The sequence below is a fragment of the Duganella sp. OV510 genome, assembly GCF_900100205.1.
Taxonomy (GTDB): Bacteria; Pseudomonadota; Gammaproteobacteria; order Burkholderiales; family Burkholderiaceae_D; genus Rugamonas.
This window is the reverse complement of record NZ_FNEQ01000007.1, coordinates 371,852-392,457: the sequence shown is the minus strand read 5'-3', so window position 1 is coordinate 392,457 and position 20,606 is coordinate 371,852. Positions and strand designations below refer to the sequence as shown.

Here is a 20,606-nt window from a genome sequence, read left to right as displayed (position 1 = left end):
CCCCTTCCCATCCCGAACAGGACCGTGAAACGACTCTACGCCGATGATAGTGCTGCAACCAGTGTGAAAGTAGGTTATCGTCAAGCTAGTTATTAGAAAAAGCCCCTTCCAGGATGAAACTGGTTGGGGCTTTTTTGCTTTTGTGCATTAAAATGGGTTGATATCGGAGATGCAACCCTATGCGCGCTGTGCTGTTTTCCCTGTTGATGTGGTGCTTAGTTGCGCACGCCGCGCCGCTGACGCTGCGCTTTGAACATCTGGGCGTGGAACAGGGCCTCACGCAGGAATCCGTCACCAGCATCCAGCAGGACAAGCGTGGCTATATCTGGCTCGGCACACAGGCCGGCCTGAACCGTTACGACGGTTATCGCGTCACCACCTTCAAGAACGACCCCGCCAATCCACGCAGCCTGCAGGACAACTACATCCAGTCCTTGTACGAAGATCCCGCCGGCCAGCTGTGGGTCGGTAGCAAAGGGGGACTGGACCGCTACGATGCCGCCACCCAGAGTTTCACCCACGTGCTGACCAAGGCGGCGGTACTGGCCATGATCGGCGATGGCAAGCAGGGTTTGTGGCTGGCCACCAGCGAGGGCTTGCAGCATCTGGATATTGCCAGCGGCCACGTGCGCATGCTGCGCCATGCCGACGCCGACCAGTCCAGCATCAATGACGATCGCGTTGCCGCGCTGGTGCGCGACAAGCACGGCAACCTGTGGGTGGGCACGGCGCGCGGGCTGGAAATGTTGCCGGCCGGCGGCACCCAGTTCCGCCATTTCGGCGCGCAGGATAACCGCCTTGAGAACAGCATCATGTCGCTGTCGATCGGCGCCGACGGTGTGCTGTGGGCGGGCACCATGAAGGGTGTGCAAGCCTGGCGCTTGACTGGATCGTCTGCCGAGCTGTTGACGGTGCCGGTGCCGGCGGACCTGGCGGGCGTGCGCGTGCCCAGGCTGCTGCACGATGGCGACGGCACGCTGTGGCTGGGTACGTTCACCGATGGCCTGAAGCGCCGCGATCCGGCCACCGGCCGCTTCTACAGCTACCCGCGCGACAATCGCGAACGTCACAGCATCAGCGACAATCAGATCAGCGCGCTTTACCAGGACCGCACCGGCACGCTGTGGGTAGGCAACTGGTTTAGCGGCGTCGATCGTGTCGATCTCGCCAGCGGCGGCTTTGAGCGTTATACAGATCATGCCGGTGTATTACCCGGTATCGGTAACAAGAAGGTGCGGGCGATTGCGCCAGCGCCCGGTGGCAAGCTGTGGCTGGCTACTGCGGGCGGCCTGGGATTGCTGGATCCCGCGCAAGGCACGCTGGAATTTGCCGCCAATGACCAGCCACGGCAGGATGGCCTGCCATCGGATACGCTGGCCACACTGGCCACCGATCACAGCGGCCGGCTATGGGTGGGCACGCTGAACGGCCTTTTCTGGCGCGATCCTGTCAGTGGCCGTTACACCGAGCTGCCGTTGAGCGAAGAGTCGCAAGTACGCTATATCCAGCATGTGCTGGTGAGCCGCGATGGGGCGATCTGGGCCGGCTCGCGGCAGGCGCTGCACCGCATCGATCCGCAGACGCTGGCGGTGCGCACCTGGCATGCGGATGTCAACACTCCGGGTGAGCTGGCTGGCCGCGTCTATGCGCTGCTGGAAGACAAACGCGGCACATTGTGGGTAGGTACGGAGAACGGCCTGGATCGGCTGGACCGCACTACCGGCAATTTCGAACACTATCGTCACGATGCCGCCAGGCCAGACAGCTTGAGTCACAACCGCGTCCATCACCTGTATCAGGATGAAAAGCAGCGCATCTGGATCGGCACGGCCGCCGGCCTGACGATGGCGCGCATCGACGAACACGGCACGCCGCACTTCAAGGTGTATCCACCTGCCGATGGACGTGCGCCAGATCCGATCGGCGTCATACTCGGCGATGCGCAGGGGCGGTTGTGGATCAGCTCGACATCGGGGATTGCGGTGTTCAATCCGCAGACTGGCGCGTTCAAGCACTACACCTCCAAGGATGGCCTGATCGATGGTTCGTATTTCATCGCGTCCGGCTACCGCGCGCCGGACGGCACACTGTACTTTGGCGGGCTGGAAGGCATGACATCGTTCCGGCCAGAGCGCATACATGACAATCCCTATCCGCCGCCGGTGGTGATTACCGATTTCTCCATCTTCAATCAATCGGTACGCAGCGGCACTGCGCTGGATCAGGCGAAGACGCTGGCGCTGTCGTATCGCGACGCGGTGTTCGCGTTTGAATTCGCGGCCCTGCATTACGCCGATCCGCAACGCAACCGCTACGCCTATCAGCTGCAGGGCTTCGATCCCGAGTGGGTCAGCGCCGATGCCGGCAAGCGCTTTGCCACTTACACCAACCTGGACCCGGGCCGCTATGTGTTCCGCGTGCGCGCGTCGAACAAGGATGGCGTGTGGAGCGAGCAGCCGGTGTCGCTCGAAGTGACGATTGCGCCGCCGATCTGGAAGACCTGGTGGTTCCGCGTACTGGCGGCGTGCTGCGTGCTGGGCGGCGCCTACCTGCTGTTCCGCATCCGCATCCGCTTGCTGCTGTTGCAGAAGCAGGCGTTGGAGCAGCAGGTCGGCAGCCGCACGCGCGAGCTGGTGCTGCAAAAGGAATCGATCGAACGCGAGAAGGAAAACGTCGAGCTGGCGCACCGGAATATTTCGCTCTTGTCGGATATCGGCCGCCGCATCACCGCCAATCTGGATAGCGAAGCCATCATGTCGCTGCTGTACCAGCAGGTGCATGCGCTGATGGATGCCAGCGTGTTCGGCATCGGCATTTACCGGCCGGAGCGCGAGCTGATCGAGTATCCGTTCGCGATGGAGCGCGGCAAGCGCTATACGCCTTACACGCGCAGCATGCGCGAGTCCGAGCAGCTGGCGGTGTGGTGCATCAACCATGCGCAGGAAGTGTTCATCAACGACCTGGAGCACGAATACCAGCGCTACATCTCCAAGCTGGACCTGGTGTCCGGCGCCGAGAACATGGGCACGCTGGAAGATGGCTCGGTGCCGACCGAGCCGCGCTCGCTGATCTACGTGCCGATCTCGGTCAGCGGCCAGGTGCGCGGCGTGATTACCGTGCACAGCTACCGTAGCCACGCCTATCAGCGCATCGACCTCGACATGCTGACCACACTGGCCTCGTATGTGGCGGTGGCGTTTGCCAACGCGGATGCATATCGTCAGTTGCAGGACGCGCAGCAGCAACTGGTGGAGCGGGAAAAGCTGGCGGCACTGGGCTCGCTGGTGGCCGGCGTGGCGCACGAATTGAATACGCCGATCGGCAACAGCCTGGTGATCGCCTCGACGCTGGAAGACAAGACCACCGAGATCGAGATGATGAACAACGGCAGCACGCTGCGCCGTTCCGACCTGCGCAACTTCATTGATGCGGCGCGCGAAGCCTCGACGTTATTGATGCGCAGCCTGCGCAACGCGGCCGAACTGGTGAACAGCTTCAAGCAGGTGGCGGTCGACCAGGCCAGCGCCAAGCGGCGCCAGTTCAATCTGCACCAGGCCAGCCAGGAAATCGTCATGACGATGAAGAACCAGGTGCGCAAGGCCGGCCATCAGATCGTGCTGGAAATGCCGGACGATATCGTGCTGGACAGCTTTCCGGGACCTTACGGCCAGGTGATCATCAACCTGATCAACAACGCGCTGCTGCATGCGTTTGAAGGACGCGAGGGCGGCGAGATGCGTATGTGGGCGGTGCAACTCGGCTCGGACCGCGTGCGCATTGTGTTCGAGGACAACGGCAAGGGCATACCGGTCGAGCACCAGGCGCGCATCTTCGATCCCTTCTTTACCACCAAGCTGGGACAGGGCGGCAATGGGCTGGGCTTGAGCATCACCTATAACATCGTGACGTCGCTGCTGGATGGAACGATACGGGTGGACAGTGCGGTGGGTATCGGGACGCGCTTCACGATCGACTTGCCGTTGAAGGCGTCCCTGGCGGGGGATTAAATGCCCCAGATGATGTGCTCGTTTTCCGCCTTGGCGGTGCGCAGCATTTCCAGCAGCGGGTAGGCGCGGGCGGAGAAACCGACGCGCTGCGCCATCGCGTGTTCCCGGGTTTCGCCTTCTTCCTGTTCGTGGCTGTGGATGTCGTGTTCGACGTCGTTCTCCGGATGCAGCTTGGTCTCGGCGACTTCGTGTTCCAGGATCGACAGCGCTTGCGCCGCTTCGGCAGCGGTGATCACGCCACGGGTGGGATTCTTGTGCAACAGGTCCAGGATGCGTTGAGCGTGTTCCTGATACATCAAGACTTCCGGGCTGGACTTCGATTTGAATGCAATTAACATGGCTGCGCTTTCTTGGTCTTATGGTTGAAAGAGTCGCGGCGCGCCGGTTTGCTTAGGTAACGGCACGTCCGTTAGCTAGACTTTAGTACATAGCTGAAACTTTACAAGACCCTGGCCCGGCTGTTTGGGCGCTGGCGCACCCAGATTAAGTATTCCCTAAGCCAATACTTCAGTTTTCACAAAAGTCTGAAAGAACTGAAGAATGTTTCCAGCGTTTCGGCCTCGATTTTTTGCGCTGGGCCGATCACGACAATCTGGTACACGCGCCTGTCTTTGGTGAGAAAGCGGCCGATCAGGCGCATGGTCTTGCCACTGGCGTCAAGCTCCTGCGCGCCCCCGGGCAAGGCCTTGCTGCTGGTGACCGTGCCGCCGATGTTATTGACCATGGCGGTCTGCATGGCGGCGATGGCGGCCGGCGCTTGTGCCGCATCCGCCAGCTGCGCGCTGCCGATGGCGAACACCACGCCGTCGATGTCGGCGGCAGTCATATTCATGCTGACCTCCAGCTGATCGAGCTTGACCATGCGGGTTTGCTTGGCGGGCTTGCCGGGGAAGAGCACGCTGTACGGCGCTTCCTGGCTGCGGTAGTCGCGCCAATCGTATTTGGGACTGCAAGCCGTCAAGGCGAGGGCCAATAGCAAGGCCGGTGGCAGGGTGCGCATCATTTCTTTTTACTTTCCTCGTTGGCTTTCCACGCATCGATGTGGGCTTGCTGGCGCAGCACGCGCGACATCGGATCGATGGTGACGATGGCGTGCGGCGGCAGCGGCAGTTCGCCGACGCCATCGCGCATCGGCAGTGTTTCGATACGGTCGTTGATGCGCACTTGCAGCGGCAGCGGGAAGGCGCCGCCATCTTTCAGTTGCCAGCGCAGTCTGAGTTTATCCGCGCTGCGCTCTTCCACCAGTTGCGGCAGGTCGGCGTGATACAGGTAGGCGTTGAAGAACCAGTCCAGGTCACGGCCGCTGGCTTCGTTGGCGAACTGGATGAACTCCTTCGTGCTGCTCCAGCGCGGCTGGAAGTTGCCCGGCGCTGGCGTGACGGTGCCGTAGACCATGCGGCGCATGGCGTTGAAGAAGGCGTCATCGCCGATCAGGTTGCGCAGCGTGTGCAGGATCAGTGCGCCCTTGGCGTAGATATCGTTGCCGGGGCCGCCGCGTTCATCCTGGTAGACATCCTCGATACGTTGCGATTTGCCGCTGACGACCGGTGCCTTGTTCAGCAGCTGCTTGCGCAGGTTGAACAGCTCGATCTGGAACTCGCGTTCGCCACGCAACGATTCAAGGTACAGCGGTTGCATGTAGGAGCCGAAGCCTTCGTGCAGCCACATATCATCCCAGTCGGCGTTGGTCATCTGGTTGCCGAACCATTCGTGCGACAGTTCGTGATGCAGCAGCCAGTCGTAGCCGTAGGCGGATTTCTTGTAGCCGTTGCCATAGGCGTTGATGGTCTGGTGTTCCATGCCGAGATGCGGCGTTTCGACCACGCCCATTTTTTCGTCACCGAACGGATAGGGGCCGACGCGGTATTCAAAGAAATCCAGCATCGGCGTGAATTCCTTGAACAGCCCTTGCGCCTGCTGCTCGTGGCCTTTCAGATACCACATGCGTAGCGGGATGATGTTGCCGTAGCGGCTGGCGTAGTCGGCCGACAGCGTTTCGTACGGGCCGATGTTGAGGGCAACGCCGTAGGTGCTCGGATTCCTGGCGCGCCAGTGGTAGGTGCGCCAGCCGTCCTTTTCTTCCATGCCGGTGGCGACGCCATTGCTGGCCACCACCAGCGGTGATGGCACGGTGATGTGCAGGTCGATCTGTTGCGGCTTGCCGGTCGGATGGTCGATGCACGGCCAGAACAGGTCGCAGCCTTCGCCTTCGACGGTGGTGGCGATCCATGGCTGGCCGTCCCTGGTCTGGCTCCAGGTGAAGCCGCCGTCCCATGGGGCTTTGCTGGCGATGTGCGGCACGCCATGGTATTTGATGCGCACGCTGCTGCGGGCGCCGGCTGGCAATGGTGTCGGCAATGTCAGGTACAGGCGGCCTTCAGGATTGCTGATTGCTGATGGTGTCAATGCGACGCCGTCGATGCTGGCGCTGTCGACCGGCAGGTTGCGGTCCAGTTCGACGGCGATGCGGCTCAGCGGTTCTTTCAGCACGAAGGTGAGGGTGGCATCGCCGCTGATGCTTTTGCTGGATGGATCGACGCGCAGCGCCAGGTCGACCTTCTCGAACGTTACCGCCAGCTGCTCCGGCGCGCGCGGGCTGCCGGAGTTGGCGGTAAAGTCGGTAAGCGGCAGTTGCGACGTGGCGCAACCGGCCAGCAGCGTGCTGGCGGCGAGGTAAACAGGCAAGCGTGTCATCGTGGTCCTGGCGTTAAGAAGCTGCGAGCAAATATAGCAGCAAGCGCGCAAGACTTGCTACGTCAATGGATGGCGCTGGCCGGTTTTTATATTGGGTGCTGGCTAGTCCTGCCGGCTAGTCCTTTTGGAGCGCACGCCGATATTGGAGCGCTTCGTTGAGATGATTTGCCTGAATACGCTCGCTCTTTTCAAGGTCGGCGATCGTGCGCGCCACGCGCAGCACGCGATGGTAGGCGCGGCCTGACCAATGAAAGAACTCCATCGTGTGCTTGAGCTTTGCTTTGCTGATACGGTCGAGCTTGCAGTAATGGTCGATTTCGCGGGGCGTGAGATATTGGTTGCACTTGCCTTGCCGATGTAACTGCAACGATGCAGCTTCTTGCACGCGTGCGGCAATGATGGAGGAGGGCTCGCCATAGGTATCGGCTGCGAGAACCTCGGCAGGAACCGAGGCGACTTCCATCTGGATGTCGATGCGGTCGAGGAGCGGACCGGAGATACGATTCTGGTAGCGCAGGATGGCATCGGGGGAACATTTGCACACAACGCTGGCGTGGCCCTGGTAGCCGCAGGGGCAGGGATTCATGGCGGCGATCAATTGAAACTTTGCGGGAAAATCCGCCCGATGCGCGGCGCGCGAAATGGTGATGCGTCCCGATTCCATCGGCTCACGCAACACGTCCAGCACGCGGCGGTCGAATTCGGGCAGTTCGTCAAGGAAGAGCACACCGCGGTGCGCCAACGAAATCTCGCCCGGACGCGGTACGCTGCCGCCACCGACCAATGCCGCGCCGGACGAGGTGTGATGCGGCGAGCGGAACGGACGCTGCTTCCACTGTTCGATGCGGAAAGCGCTGGTCAGCGATTGCACAGCTGCTGCCTCCAATGCTTCCTCGTCGCTCATTTCTGGCAAAAGCCCCGCGAAGCGCGAAGCCAGCATGGTTTTTCCTGCGCCTGGCGGGCCGACCAGCAGTACCGAATGGTTTCCTGCTGCGGCGACCTCCAGCGCGCGCTTGACGAAAGCCTGGCCTTTGACATCGGCGAAGTCCGCATATTCAGCAGCGACCACAACGGGAGCCGCTTCATGGCGCGACAGCATGTTCTCCACCGACTTGCCAGCGAAGTGACGGCATACCTGCAGTAAGGAATCAGCCGGATAGATGGCGGCGGTGGCTACCAGCGCCGCTTCATCCGCATTCGCCAGCGGCAGGATAAAGGCCAGGCAGCCGCCATCGCGGCGGGTGGCCAGCGACATCGCCAGCGCGCCGCGAATCGGCCGCAGTTCGCCGGACAACGATAGTTCACCGGCAAATTCGTATTGGTGCAAACGGCTTGAGGGAATTTGCCTGGAGGCGGCGAGGATGCCGAGCGCGATCGGCAGGTCGAAGCGGCCGGATTCCTTCGGTAGATCGGCCGGCGCGAGGTTGACGGTAATGCGTTGCGCCGGGAATTCAAAGCCGCCGTTCTGGATGGCGGCGCGGACGCGGTCCTTGGCTTCCTTCACCTCCGTATCCGCCAGCCCGACAATGGCAAACGACGGCAGCCCATTCGCCAGATGCACTTCGACGCTGACTTCCTGCGCCTCCATGCCGGCCAGGGCACGGCTTTTGAGTACGGCGAGTGACATGGCTTAAGGATCGACGAATGGATCAGCTTCGAGCGTAACCTCAGACCATGCACCATCGTTTGCGCTACCGCAAATGGCAGGTAGTCAAGCGCGCCCAGATCGCAGTGATCGAGCGATTCGATTTACAGCACTTCGTTACAGCATTTCGTTACAGCACTTCGCCCTTGGCGATCTCCACCTTGGCGGCGGTGACGTCGCCGCCGGCTTGGGCTTCCAGGGCGGCCAGGCGGGTTTCCAGGGCTTCCAGCTTGGCGCGGGTCTTGGCCAGGACTTGCGTCTGGATATCGAATTCCTCGCGTGTCACCAGGTCCAGTTTGGCGAATCCCTGCGTCATCATGGACTTGACGTTCTTCTCAATGTCCTTTGCTGGTGAGTTTTCGATCGCTTGGCTGATCTTGTTTTGCAAGTCATTAAAAAAAGTGTTCATATCCATAATATTCCTTGATCTGGTTAGTCTCTCATTGCACCATTATGGTGCGATCCGGCGTTAATGTGGTGCGAAACCGCCGATATCCCTCTTTGCGCGCGTGATGATTCCCACTTTGGGTTGAGCCGGGCCGTTGTCAACCATGATACGGCACCTGATTGCTGAACAACATTAGCTGGCACACATTCTGCTAAAGAAGCCAATGAATGCTTTTCATTGCTTCGCTTAACAAGGATTTTAAACCGCATCTGCTCATCAAGTTCAACTCACTAGGAAAAACAATTATGAAAATGGCCAAGAACTTAACCCTGATCGCTGCGTTGACCTTAGCATTCGCATCCATGGCGCAGGCCCAGGAGGCGGCACCCGCCCCTGAAGCCAAACCCGACAACGAAGTCAGCTTCAACGCTGCCGTTGTCAGCGACTACCGTTATCGCGGTATTTCGCAAACCCGCCTGAAACCGGCCCTACAAGTTGGCGCGGACTATGTGAACAACCCGACCGGCTTCTATGCCGGCACCTGGGCTACCAATATCAAATGGATCAAGGATGGCGGCGGCGATGGCGACGTCGAGCTGGACATCTATGGCGGCAAGCGCGGCGCCATCACCGACCTGGTCAGCTATGACGTCGGCGGCCTGTACTACTACTATCCGTCGAACAAGCTGAGCACCAGCGCCAACACCTTCGAGCTGTATGGCCAGATCTCGGTGGGCCCGGCCTCGCTGAAGTATTCGCACTCGACCACCAACCTGTTTGGCACGGCCGATTCGAAAAACTCCGGCTACATCGACGCCCAGCTGAACCAGGAGATCGCCGATGGCTTCGTGCTGAACCTGCACGTCGGCCGTCAGAACGTCAAGAATAACGGCGCTGTCAGCTACACCGACTACAAGGTGGGCGTCACCAAGGATTTCGGCGTGGTTTCAGTTGGCCTGGCGGCGGTCTATGCCGACACCGATGCCTACGTCGGAAACGGGAAGAACCTGGGTAAGAAAGGTGCTGTCCTGACCATTTCCAAAATCTTTTAAGCGAGGCCAGTATGAAAATGATTACCGCCATTATCAAGCCGTTCAAGCTTGACGAGGTGCGTGAAGCCCTGTCGGCGATCAACGTGCAGGGGATTACGGTCACCGAAGTGAAAGGCTTCGGCCGTCAGAAAGGCCACACCGAGCTGTACCGTGGTGCGGAGTATGTGGTGGACTTCCTGCCGAAGACCAAGATCGAAGCGGCGGTGGATGACGCCGTCGTCGAACAGGCCATCGAAGCGATTGAAGGCGCTGCCCGTACCGGCAAGATCGGCGACGGCAAAATCTTCGTGACCAACCTGGAACAAGTGATCCGTATTCGTACCGGCGAGACCGGCAACGAAGCTCTCTAATAGGAAGAACGAGAATGAAGAAAACTATAACAAGCTTGCTAGCTGGGGTCTCTATCCTGTTGGCGCTGGCCGCACCCGTGCACGCCCAGGACGCCAAGCCGGCGGAAGCGCCGGCTGCCGCTGCCGCAGTCGCATCGCCACCTGTTGCTGAAGCGCCAGCCGCCGCACCGGCCGCTGCTGCACCAGCCGCGCCTGCCGAAGCCGCTCCCGCTGCCGCGCCTACGCCACAGAAGGGCGACAACGCCTGGATGATGGTCGCTACGCTGCTGGTGATCCTGATGACGATTCCTGGTCTGGCGCTGTTCTACGGCGGCCTGGTCCGTTCGAAAAACATGCTGTCGATCCTGATGCAAGTCTTCATGATCTTCGCGCTGATCGTGGTGCTGTGGTGCATCTACGGTTATTCGCTGGCGTTCACCGAGGGCAATGCGTTCTTCGGCAACCTGCATGACCGCACCTTCCTGAACAACATCTACGACCCGATCAAAGGCACGTTCGCTTACGCGGCGACCTTCAGCAAGGGCGTGGTGATTCCTGAGTTCATGTTCGTTGCCTTCCAGGCGACCTTCGCGGCCATCACCTGCTCGCTGATCGTTGGCGCCTTCGCCGAACGCGCCAAGTTCACTGCCGTGCTGGCGTTCATCGTGATCTGGTTCACCTTCGCTTACCTGCCGATCGCCCACATGGTCTGGTTCTGGACCGGCCCTGACGCGATCAAGGACGCCGCCACGCTGGCCGTGGAAACCGCCAAAGGCGGCTTCCTGTTCCAGAAAGGCGCGCTGGATACCGCCGGCGGCACCGTGGTGCACATCAACGCCGCCGTTGCCGGCCTGGTGGGTTCGTATGTGATCGGCAAGCGCGTCGGCTACGGCCGCGAGTCGATGGCACCGCACTCGGTCACGATGACCATGATCGGCGCTTCGCTGCTGTGGGTGGGCTGGTTCGGCTTCAACGCCGGCTCGCCGCTGGAAGCCGGCGACATCGCCGCGCTGGCCTACATCAACACGCTGCTGGCAACCGCTGCCGCTACCGTGTCGTGGGTATTCGCTGAGTGGATCTTCAAAGGCAAGCCATCGATGCTGGGTGGCGCCTCGGGTGCGGTGGCCGGCCTGGTGGCCATCACCCCGGCCTGCGGCTTCGTCGGCCCAATGGGCGCGCTGATCATCGGCCTGCTGGCTGGCGTGATCTGCCTGTGGGGCGTCAACGGCCTGAAAAAACTGCTGGGCGCGGACGATTCGCTGGATGTGTTCGGCGTGCACGGCGTTGGCGGCATCCTGGGCGCGATCCTGACCGGCGTGTTCGCTGCACCATCGCTGGGCGGCCAGGGCATCTTCGACTACGTTGCCAACAAGCCATCGCCAGACTACTCGATCGCTTCGCAAGTGATCGTGCAGGCTACTGCGGTGGGCACCACCATCATCTGGTCCGGCATCGTTGCGCTGGTGGCCTTCAAGCTGGTGGACATCGTCATCGGCCTGCGCGTGCCTGAAGAGGAAGAGCGCGAAGGCCTGGACATCACCACCCACGGTGAATCGGCTTATCATCATTAATTGATAAGTTTTCAATGAAAAGCGCCCTGCGGGGCGCTTTTTTTATTTCCTGCCTTTAAAATAGCGTTTTTGCCCTCATTTGAGGCATCCGCACGGTAATAAGGAAGTAATAACATGGTTCCCCACCTCGTCACGGCCCTGAGCGGACCTCTGCTCGACCTCGAAGAAAAAATCCTGGCCGCTACCCCTGCAATTGAGCGCTGGTTCCGCCTCGAATGGCAGGAGCACACACCGCCGTTTTATTGCTCGGTTGACATGCGTAACGCCGGCTACAAGCTGGCGCCGGTGGATACCAACCTGTTCCCGGGCGGCTTCAACATGCTGGCCACCGAGATGCTGCCGCTGTCGGTGCAGGCGGCCATGGCAGCGATCGACAAGTATTGTCCAGACGCGCGCAACCTGTTGCTGATCCCGGAAGTGACCCAGCGTCACCCGACTTACTGGCAAAACGTCGCCCGCCTGATGCAGATCTTCCGCCAGACCGGTTTGCACGTGCGGCTGGGCTCGCTGTCGCCGGAGGTCACCGAGCCGACGCCAATTGCTTTGCCGGATGGAAACATGCTGGTGGTCGAGCCATTGGTGCGTTCGCCGAACGGCCGCCGCGTCGGTCTCAAGGATTTCGACCCGTGCACGATTTTGCTGAACAACGACCTGTCGGCCGGCATTCCGGACATTCTGCAGAATATTCACGAACAAAGCCTGCTGCCGCCGCTGCACGCCGGCTGGGCGCTGCGCCGCAAGAGCAACCACCTGAACGCCTACGATGAGGTGTGCAAGAAGTTCGGCAAGCTGATCGGCGTTGATCCGTGGATGCTCAATCCGCTGCACGCCAAGTGCGACGCCGTCAATTTCCGCACCGGCGAGGGCTATGATTGCCTGGCTGCCAATATTGACGCGCTGCTGTCCAAGATCAAGAAGAAGTACAAGGAATACGGCATGAAGGAGCACAAGCCCTTCGTGATCGTCAAGCCGGACGCCGGCACCTACGGCACCAGCATCCTGACGATCAAGGATTCCAGCGAGATCAAGGAACTGACCCAGGCCCAGCGCGACAGGATGACCGTCATCAAGGATGGCAAGGAAGTCACCGACTTCATCATCCAGGAAGGCGTGCCGACGTTCGAGAGCATCGAGCATGCGGTGGCCGAGCCGGTGGTGTATATGATCGACCGCTATGTGGTCGGTGGTTTCTACCGCGTGCACGCCGAGAAGGGCGTCGACCAGAACCTGAACGCGCCCGGTTCGCAGTATGTGCCGCTGGCGTTCGCCCAACAGCACGCGGTGCCGGACCTGAAGGCCAAGCCGGGCACGGCGGCGCCGAACCGCTTCTACGTGTACGGCGTGGTGGCGCGGCTGGCGCTGCTGGCGGCGTCGCTGGAAATGGAACGCACCGATCCAAATCCGGAGGTCTACTGAGCGGTTTGCGGATCTCGGCTAAAATCAGTTATTACCTCAACTGGATGCACCCATGAAAATCGCTTTCCTCGCCGACCCGCTGTCGACCTTCAAGACTTACAAGGACTCCACCTACGCCATGATGGTGGAGGCGAACAAGCGCGGCCACGAGGTCTACGCCTTCCAGCAGAAGGACATGGCGGTCGAGCAGGGCGTGGTGACGGCCAATGTGGCGCGCATCCACTTCACCGGCGACAGCACCGACTGGTATCGCGCCGACGCGCCGGTGGAAACCAATCTCGGCCAGTTTGACGCCATCCTGCAGCGCAAGGACCCGCCGTTCGACATGGAATACGTCTACAGCACCTATCTGCTGGAGCTGGCCGAGAAGCAGGGCGCCAAGGTGTTCAACAAGCCGTCGGCGATCCGCGATCACAATGAAAAAGTTGCCATCACCCAGTTCAGCGAATTCACCTCGCCGACTCTGGTGACTTCGGACGAGGCGCGCATCCGCGCCTTCCAGAAGCAGCACGGCGACATCATCCTCAAGCCGCTGGACGGCATGGGCGGCACCGGCATCTTCCGCGTCAAGGCGGACGGCATGAACCTGGGCGCCATCATCGAAACGCTGACTGGCAACGGCAAGTACACCATCATGGCCCAGCGCTTCATCCCGGCCATCGAAAAAGGCGACAAGCGCATCCTGGTCATCGGCGGCAAGCCGGTGCCATTCTCGCTGGCGCGCATCCCGCAGAACGGCGAAGTGCGCGGCAACCTGGCCGCCGGCGGCATCGGCGTGGCCCAGCCGCTGACCGAGCGCGACTTTGAAATCGCCAATACGCTGGGGCCGATTCTGGCCGCCCGTGGCCTGTTGCTGGTAGGATTAGATGTTATCGGTGATTTCCTCACGGAAGTTAACGTCACCAGCCCGACCTGCTTCCAGGAGATCACCCAGCAAGCCGGCTTCCCGGTGGCGGAGATGTTTATCGATGCGGTGGAGGCTGCCGTGGCGGCAGCTAAATAAGTTCCTGATGACAAGAAATATTCATTCCTCACTGGCGGTTTAACAATATGGTAGGCATACTACTTCTGACGCACGCACCACTCGGACAGGCCTTTCTGGCGGCTTGTGCCCACGTATTCCGTGGTCCGACCGAGCACCTGGAAGCGATCGACGTGATCGCCGATCAGGATCTGGGCGAGGTGCAGATACTGGCGGCGGCGGCGATCAAGCGCCTTGACGATGGCGACGGCGTGCTGGTCATCACCGACGTCAAAGGCGGCACGCCCGCCAATTGCTGTAACCGGCTGGCCGATGCTGGACGGGTGGAGGTGATCGCCGGCGTCAGCTTGCCGATGCTGCTGCGCGCCATCACCTACCGCCGCGACACGCTGGACGTGGTGGTGGAGATGGCCCTGGCCGGCGCGCAAAGTGGAGCCGTGCGCGTCGACAACCGGATACGCGTCGGGGAAACCTGACGTTTTTTAGCAATGCGCAATCTGATTGAGACAAAAGAAAAATGATTCAGCAAGAACTCGAAATTATTAACAAGCTTGGTTTGCATGCGCGCGCTTCCGCCAAATTCACTCAACTGGCAGCAAAATACAAAAGCGATGTCTGGCTGACGCGTAACGCGCGCCGCATCAACGCCAAATCCATCATGGGCGTGATGATGCTGGCCGCCGGCAAGGGCGCCAAAGTCCTGCTGGAAGCCGACGGCCCGGATGAAGGCGACTGTGTCGCCGCCCTGACCGCGCTGGTCAACGACAAGTTCGGCGAAGGCGAGTAATGGGGGCGGAGCGCAGCCGTCCCCGTTTCCCCGCAGGCCAGCCGATGGCCTCGTTCACGCTGCACGGCATTCCGGTCTCGCGCGGCATCGCGATAGGCCGCGCGCACCTGCTGGCGCCGGCCGCGCTGGACGTCAAACACTATCTGGTGGCTGAAGAGCAGGTCGAGGCTGAAGTCAGCCGTTTGCAGCAGGCGCTGGCCGCCGTCCACAAGGAACTGCAAACACTGTGGAACGAGCTGCCCAAGGATGCGCCGACGGAGCTGGGCGCGTTCATCGACGTGCATGCGCTGATCCTGTCCGACCCGATGATTTCCGAAGCACCGCTGGACATCATCCGCACCCGCCACTACAACGCCGAATGGGCGCTGCTGACGCAGATCGATGAGCTGTCGGCGCAGTTTGACGAAATCGAAGACCCTTACCTGCGCGAGCGCAAGGCCGACATCCAGCAGGTCGCCGAGCGCGTGCTGAAGGTGATGATGGGCACCGAGCAGATCCTGCCGGCTGCCGCGCCAGCCGGCGGCGACGAGTTCCAGCCGCAGATGATCATCGTCGCCCACGATATTTCGCCGGCCGACATGCTGCAGTTCCGCGACCGCTCGTTTATCGGCTTTGTCACCGATGTCGGCGGCCAGAACTCGCACACCGCCATCGTCGCCCGCTCGCTGGATATTCCGGCGACGGTCGGCGTATCCGGCGCCTCGACGCTGGTGGAGCAGGATGACTGGCTGATCATCGACGGCGACGCCGGCGTGGTGATCGCCAACCCGAGCGCGCTGATACTGAACCAGTACCGCGAGCGCCAGGGCGCCGCCGCGCGCGCCAGGAAGAAGCTGCAAAAGCTGAAGAAGACGCCGGCCATCACCAAGGACGGCACCGAGATCACGCTGCTGGCGAATATCGAACTGCCGGACGATTGCCCGGCTGCGATGGAGGCGGGCGCGAATGGCGTCGGCCTGTTCCGCTCCGAATTCCTGTTCATGGGCCGCAACAGCAAGATCCCGTCGGAAGACGAACAGTTCGAGCAGTACAAGAAAGCCGTGGTGGCGATGAAGGGCCGCCCGGTCACCATCCGCACGCTGGACATCGGCGCCGACAAGCCGCTGGACCAGAGCGAGCAGACCGCGCTGAATCCGGCACTGGGCTTGCGCGCGATCCGCTACTGTCTGGCCGAGCCGCAGATTTTCCTGACACAGCTGCGCGCCATCCTGCGCGCCTCGGCGTTCGGCAAGGTGCGCATCCTGATCCCGATGCTGGCGCATGCATTTGAAATCGACCAGTCGCTGGCCATGGTGGCGCAAGCCAAGGCCGAACTGCGCGAGCAGTACATCAAGTTTGATGATGATGTCGATGTCGGCGCCATGATCGAAATCCCGGCCGCCGCGCTGGCGCTGCCGATGTTTGTCAAGCGCATGGACTTCCTGTCGATCGGCACCAATGACCTGATCCAGTACACGCTGGCGATCGACCGGGTTGATTATGAAGTCGCACACCTTTACAATCCGCTGCATCCGGCTGTGCTGCAATTGATCTCGATGACGATTGCGGCCGGGCATAAAGCCGGGATCGACGTCGCCGTGTGCGGCGAAATGGCCGGCGATGTGAAATTGACACGCCTGCTGCTGGGCATGGGACTGCGGGAATTCTCGATGCATCCTGCCCAACTGCTGTCGGTCAAGCAGGAAATCCTGAACAGCGACCTTGCGCGCATCGTGCCGCAAACCCGCAAGATCATGCGCTCGATGGAACCCAACGTAATTGCAGACGCGGTCGAACAATTGCAGTTGATGTAAGTTGGTGGAGCCCACCCTCGCGGCTCCACCTTGTTAGATGGCCCGTGGGGCCGCCCCTCAAAAAAACTAAACCAACAATGTCATCCCTGGGATACGTTAAGCCGCAAACCATGCATTTTGCCGAGCCCTTGCTCCTGCAAAGCGGCGCGTCGCTGCGCGACTACATGCTGATGTACGAAACCTACGGCACGCTGAACGCCGACAAATCCAACGCGGTGCTGGTGTGCCACGCGCTGAACGCCTCGCACCACGTCGCCGGCGAATATGAAGGCAAGCCGAAAAGCACCGGCTGGTGGGACAATATGGTCGGTCCGGGCAAGCCGCTGGATACTGATAAATTCTTTGTGATCGGGATTAACAACCTCGGCTCCTGCTTTGGCTCGACCGGCCCGATGCATACCAATCCGGCCACTGGCAAACCTTACGGCGCTACCTTCCCGGTGGTGACGGTGGAAGACTGGGTGGCTGCGCAGGCACGCCTGGCCGACCAGCTGGGCATCACGCAGTTCGCTGCCGTCATGGGCGGTTCGCTGGGCGGCATGCAGGCGCTGGCCTGGTCGATCATGTACCCTGAACGGTTGCGTCACTGCGTGGTGATCGCCTCGACCGCCAAGCTGTCGGCGCAGAACATCGCCTTCAACGACGTGGCGCGCCAGGCCATCCTGTCCGATCCGGACTACCACGGTGGCGATTTCTATGAACACGGTGTGGTGCCGAAGAACGGCCTGCGCGTGGCGCGCATGGTCGGCCACATCACCTATCTGTCCGACGACGACATGGCCGAGAAGTTCGGCCGCAAGCTGCGTGACGTGGCCACGTCGGGCAACTACAAGTTCGACTTTGGCGTCGACTTCGAGATTGAGTCCTACCTGCGCTACCAGGGCGACAAGTTCTCCGAATACTTCGACGCCAATACCTACCTGCTGATCACCAAGGCACTGGATTACTTCGACCCGGCGCGCCTGCATGGCGGCGACCTGGCGAAAACGCTGGCGGGCACCAAGGCCAGGTTCTTCCTGGCTTCCTTCACCACCGACTGGCGCTTTTCACCGGAGCGCAGCCGCGAGATCGTGCAGGCGTTGATCAGCAACCGCCGCAACGTCACCTACGCGGAAATCGACGCACCGCACGGCCACGACGCCTTCCTGCTGGAAGACTCGCGGTATATGAATATGGTGCGCGCCTACTATGGCCAGGTGTGGAACGAGATCGGAGGTGCGGCATGAATTTCAATGAACTGAGCGCGGCACGTCCCGACCTGGCGTTTATCGCCCACTGGATCGACAACAAGGCACACGTGCTGGACGTCGGCTGCGGTGACGGCGTGATGATGGACTATCTGCAAAGCGACAAGCAATGCAGCGGCTACGGCATCGAGATCGCCGACGACAAGGTGCTGGCATCCACCCAGCGTGGGGTGCAGGTGGTGCAGCAGGATATGGAGGGTGGCCTCGGACTGTTCGGCGACAACTCCTTCGATACGGTGCTGTGCCTGTCGTCCTTGCAGATGATGAAGCACGTCGAGGATCTGTTGCGCGACATCGTCCGCGTCGGCAAGGAGGCGATTGTTTCGTTCCCCAACTTCGCCTACTGGCCGCACCGCGTGGCGCTGCTGAAGGGCCGCATGCCGGTATCGGAATCGCTGCCGTACGAATGGTACGACACACCCAACGTGCGTTGCGCCACCATCTACGATTTCCGTGACCTGGCGGAGGAATGCGGGCTGGAAGTGATCGAATGTGTAGCGCTGGCGGAGGGGAAGCGGGTATCATTCCTGCCTAATCTGCGCGGCGATCTTGCCGTCTTCCGACTACGTAAAAAATAATGGCTGAATAATGAGCGACAGGCCCTGGTACAGCTATCTCAACGGACGCACCGTTTCCATCCTGTTCCTGGGCTTCAGCTCCGGCCTGCCGCTGTACACGCTGATCTACCTGATGCAGGCATGGCTGGCCAAGGCCGGGCTGGATGTCAAGGCGCTCGGCCTGTTCGGCCTGGCCATGTTCCCCTACACCTTCAAGTTCCTGTGGGCGCCGTTGATGGACCGCTACACCGTGCTGCCAATCGGCCGCCGGCGTGGCTGGATGGCGGTGACGCAGCTGGCGCTGTTCGCCTTTATCGGCGGCCTGGGCATGCTCGATCCGAAGCTGGAACTGTCGATGATTGCCGTGGTGGTGTTTTTGATCGCCTTCCTGTCGGCCAGCCAGGACGTGGTGATCGACGCTTACCGCCGCGAGATCCTGGCGGAAGAAGAGCAGGGCCTGGGCGCGGCCATCATCGTCAATGCCTACAAGGCAGCCAGCCTGATTCCTAGCGCGCTGGGACTGGTGATGGCGGATAGCCAGCCGTGGCAAATCGTGTTCTGGACGGTGGCGGCCTTCATGCTGCCCGGCCTGGTGTGTACACTGCTGGCGAAAGAGCCGGAAGTGTATGGCGAACCGCCAAAGAATCTGCAAGAGGCGGTGGTGCTGCCGTTCCGCGAATTTGTCCAGCGTGACGGCTTGAAGCAGGCGCTGTTCATCATTGCTTTCGTCCTGCTGTACAAGATCGGCGACACCATGACCACCGCGCTGTCGACCAAGTTCTTTCTCGATATTGGTTTCTCCACCAAGGACATCGGCCTGGCCGCCAATGCCACCGGCTGGTGGGCCAGCCTGGCCGGCGGCGCGGTGGGCGGCATCTGGATGATCAAGCTGGGCATCAACCGCGCGCTGTGGGTGTTCGGCGTGTTGCAGGCAATCGCCATCCTTGGCTTTGCCTGGCTGGCGCAGGTGGGGCCGGACAAGCTGCTATTGAGCGCCGTCTTCGGCTTTGAGGCTTTCGCCAGCCTGGGACTGGGCTCGGCAGCGCTGGTGGCCTTCATGTCGCGCGCTACCGATCCACGTTACACCGCTACGCAATATGCGCTGTTTTCCAGCCTGGCTGCGGTCCCGCGCACATTCATCAACTCGTCGGTAGGGTATATTGTGGCCGAAACCGGGTGGTTCTGGTTCTTTATCGTATGCTTCATCCTTGCCTTCCCGGCGATGATGATGCTGCCTAAAATCGCTCCATGGAATAGCGGACATGAAAAAGCTTAAATTAAAAGCCGTCGTGCTGGCGCTGCTGCTCAGTGCCAGCGCCATGGCGCAGAATGATGGCATCCCGGTGTCCAAGCTGTCGCGCATGCGCGGCCTGGCCGGCGCTGACGCCGCACAATTCGACCAGCAATCGAAACTGCAATACAACCAGATGTTGTCCGAGGCGCACAAGAAGGACGCCGTCGCCACCGACAATAATCCGCAACTGATACGCCTGCGCGCCATCGCCAGGCGCATCATCCCGTTCACTTCTCGCTGGAATCCGGACGCCGCCAAATGGGACTGGCAGGTCAACCTGCTGCGCTCCGACACCGTCAACGCCTTCTGCATGCCGGGCGGACGCATCGCCTTCTACAACGGCATCCTGACCAAGCTGAATCTGACTGACGATGAAGTGGCGATGGTGATGGGCCACGAAATCGCCCACGCGCTGCGCGAGCACGCGCGCGAACAGGCTGGCAAAAACAACGTCACATCGTTGCTGGGTCGCGTGGCCGGCGCCGCTGGCGCAGCCTACTTCGGCCTCGATCCGCGCCTCGGCGACGCGGTCGGCAGCGGCGCCGCCAGGGTGGCCTCGCTGAGCTTCTCGCGCACCGATGAAACCGAGGCCGACCTGGTCGGCATGGACCTGGCCGCGCGCGCGGGCTTCGATCCACGTGCCGGCATCGCCTTGTGGCAGAAGATGGGTGCGATCAACAAGAACCAGCCGATCAGCTTCCTGTCGACCCACCCTGCCGGCAAGGACCGCATCAAGGAAATGAACGACAATATGCATCTGGTGCTGCCGGTGTACGCGCGCGCCAAGGGACTCGATCCGAACAAGCTGCCGGCGTACCACTCGATCGCTCTGCCCAAGTCCTGA

18 protein-coding genes are annotated in these 20,606 nt (G+C 61.1%); 13 read left to right on the top strand and 5 right to left on the bottom strand.

Features of this window, described 5'->3' with window-relative positions; all coding sequences use genetic code 11:
- The first annotated feature begins 179 nt into the window (after nucleotides 1-179).
- Nucleotides 180-4,007, top strand: coding sequence for a sensor histidine kinase (locus BLS51_RS20135; RefSeq protein ID WP_090187232.1), 3,828 nt, complete (start codon nucleotides 180-182; stop codon nucleotides 4,005-4,007).
- Here the strand turns inward: BLS51_RS20135 and BLS51_RS20130 are convergent.
- From BLS51_RS20130 to BLS51_RS20110, 5 genes are all read right to left on the bottom strand, one after another.
- Nucleotides 4,004-4,345 carry a DUF1840 domain-containing protein gene (locus tag BLS51_RS20130; protein ID WP_090187230.1) on the bottom strand — a complete coding sequence of 114 codons (342 nt, stop codon included), beginning with the start codon at nucleotides 4,343-4,345 and terminating at the stop codon, nucleotides 4,004-4,006. The genes BLS51_RS20135 and BLS51_RS20130 overlap by 4 nt on opposite strands.
- Nucleotides 4,346-4,521: 176 nt before the next feature.
- On the bottom strand, nucleotides 4,522-5,010 hold the full coding sequence (locus BLS51_RS20125) for a hypothetical protein (protein ID WP_307188158.1): 489 nt from the start codon (nucleotides 5,008-5,010) through the stop codon (nucleotides 4,522-4,524).
- Complete coding sequence (locus tag BLS51_RS20120; protein WP_090187227.1) at nucleotides 5,007-6,701, bottom strand: M1 family metallopeptidase; 1,695 nt, start codon at nucleotides 6,699-6,701, stop codon at nucleotides 5,007-5,009. The genes BLS51_RS20125 and BLS51_RS20120 overlap by 4 nt, the downstream gene beginning before the upstream one ends.
- Nucleotides 6,702-6,816: 115 nt before the next feature.
- Nucleotides 6,817-8,328 carry a YifB family Mg chelatase-like AAA ATPase gene (locus BLS51_RS20115; RefSeq protein WP_090187223.1) on the bottom strand — a complete coding sequence of 504 codons (1,512 nt, stop codon included), beginning with the start codon at nucleotides 8,326-8,328 and terminating at the stop codon, nucleotides 6,817-6,819.
- A gap of 148 nt (nucleotides 8,329-8,476) precedes the next feature.
- On the bottom strand, nucleotides 8,477-8,761 hold the full coding sequence (locus tag BLS51_RS20110) for an accessory factor UbiK family protein (protein WP_090187220.1): 285 nt from the start codon (nucleotides 8,759-8,761) through the stop codon (nucleotides 8,477-8,479).
- A gap of 278 nt (nucleotides 8,762-9,039) precedes the next feature.
- Here BLS51_RS20110 and BLS51_RS20105 point away from each other — a divergent pair, with 278 nt between their 5' ends.
- From BLS51_RS20105 to BLS51_RS20050, 12 genes are all read left to right on the top strand, one after another.
- The gene (locus tag BLS51_RS20105; protein ID WP_373994341.1) at nucleotides 9,040-9,786 is read left to right on the top strand and encodes a TorF family putative porin; all 747 of its coding nucleotides are present in this window, start codon (nucleotides 9,040-9,042) and stop codon (nucleotides 9,784-9,786) included.
- An 11-nt stretch (nucleotides 9,787-9,797) separates the two neighbouring features.
- Entirely contained in the window at nucleotides 9,798-10,136 is a 339-nt protein-coding gene (locus tag BLS51_RS20100) for a P-II family nitrogen regulator (RefSeq protein ID WP_090187216.1), read from the top strand.
- Nucleotides 10,137-10,150: 14 nt separating this feature from the next.
- Nucleotides 10,151-11,686, top strand: coding sequence for an ammonium transporter (locus tag BLS51_RS20095; RefSeq protein WP_090187211.1), 1,536 nt, complete (start codon nucleotides 10,151-10,153; stop codon nucleotides 11,684-11,686).
- Nucleotides 11,687-11,800: 114 nt separating this feature from the next.
- On the top strand, nucleotides 11,801-13,102 hold the full coding sequence (gshA, locus tag BLS51_RS20090; protein WP_090187207.1) for a glutamate--cysteine ligase: 1,302 nt from the start codon (nucleotides 11,801-11,803) through the stop codon (nucleotides 13,100-13,102).
- A gap of 52 nt (nucleotides 13,103-13,154) precedes the next feature.
- Nucleotides 13,155-14,105: a glutathione synthase gene (gshB, locus tag BLS51_RS20085; protein ID WP_090187203.1), complete on the top strand. Its 951-nt coding sequence runs from the start codon at nucleotides 13,155-13,157 to the stop codon at nucleotides 14,103-14,105.
- 47 nt (nucleotides 14,106-14,152) lie between these two features.
- On the top strand, nucleotides 14,153-14,560 hold the full coding sequence (locus tag BLS51_RS20080; protein ID WP_090187199.1) for a PTS sugar transporter subunit IIA: 408 nt from the start codon (nucleotides 14,153-14,155) through the stop codon (nucleotides 14,558-14,560).
- 41 nt (nucleotides 14,561-14,601) lie between these two features.
- Nucleotides 14,602-14,871, top strand: coding sequence for an HPr family phosphocarrier protein (locus BLS51_RS20075; RefSeq protein WP_090187196.1), 270 nt, complete (start codon nucleotides 14,602-14,604; stop codon nucleotides 14,869-14,871).
- 44 nt (nucleotides 14,872-14,915) lie between these two features.
- Nucleotides 14,916-16,664, top strand: coding sequence for a phosphoenolpyruvate--protein phosphotransferase (ptsP, locus tag BLS51_RS20070; protein WP_090187194.1), 1,749 nt, complete (start codon nucleotides 14,916-14,918; stop codon nucleotides 16,662-16,664).
- Nucleotides 16,665-16,741: 77 nt separating this feature from the next.
- A complete protein-coding gene (locus BLS51_RS20065; protein WP_090187190.1) occupies nucleotides 16,742-17,890 on the top strand; it encodes a homoserine O-succinyltransferase MetX in 1,149 nt (382 codons plus the stop codon).
- A complete protein-coding gene (metW, locus tag BLS51_RS20060; RefSeq protein WP_090187187.1) occupies nucleotides 17,887-18,489 on the top strand; it encodes a methionine biosynthesis protein MetW in 603 nt (200 codons plus the stop codon). The genes BLS51_RS20065 and metW overlap by 4 nt, the downstream gene beginning before the upstream one ends.
- A 10-nt stretch (nucleotides 18,490-18,499) precedes the next feature.
- Nucleotides 18,500-19,744: an AmpG family muropeptide MFS transporter gene (locus BLS51_RS20055; RefSeq protein WP_090187182.1), complete on the top strand. Its 1,245-nt coding sequence runs from the start codon at nucleotides 18,500-18,502 to the stop codon at nucleotides 19,742-19,744.
- Nucleotides 19,731-20,606 (top strand): M48 family metallopeptidase, encoded by an 876-nt coding sequence (locus tag BLS51_RS20050; protein ID WP_090187178.1) that lies wholly within the window; start codon nucleotides 19,731-19,733, stop codon nucleotides 20,604-20,606. Before BLS51_RS20055 ends, BLS51_RS20050 begins: the two co-directional genes overlap by 14 nt.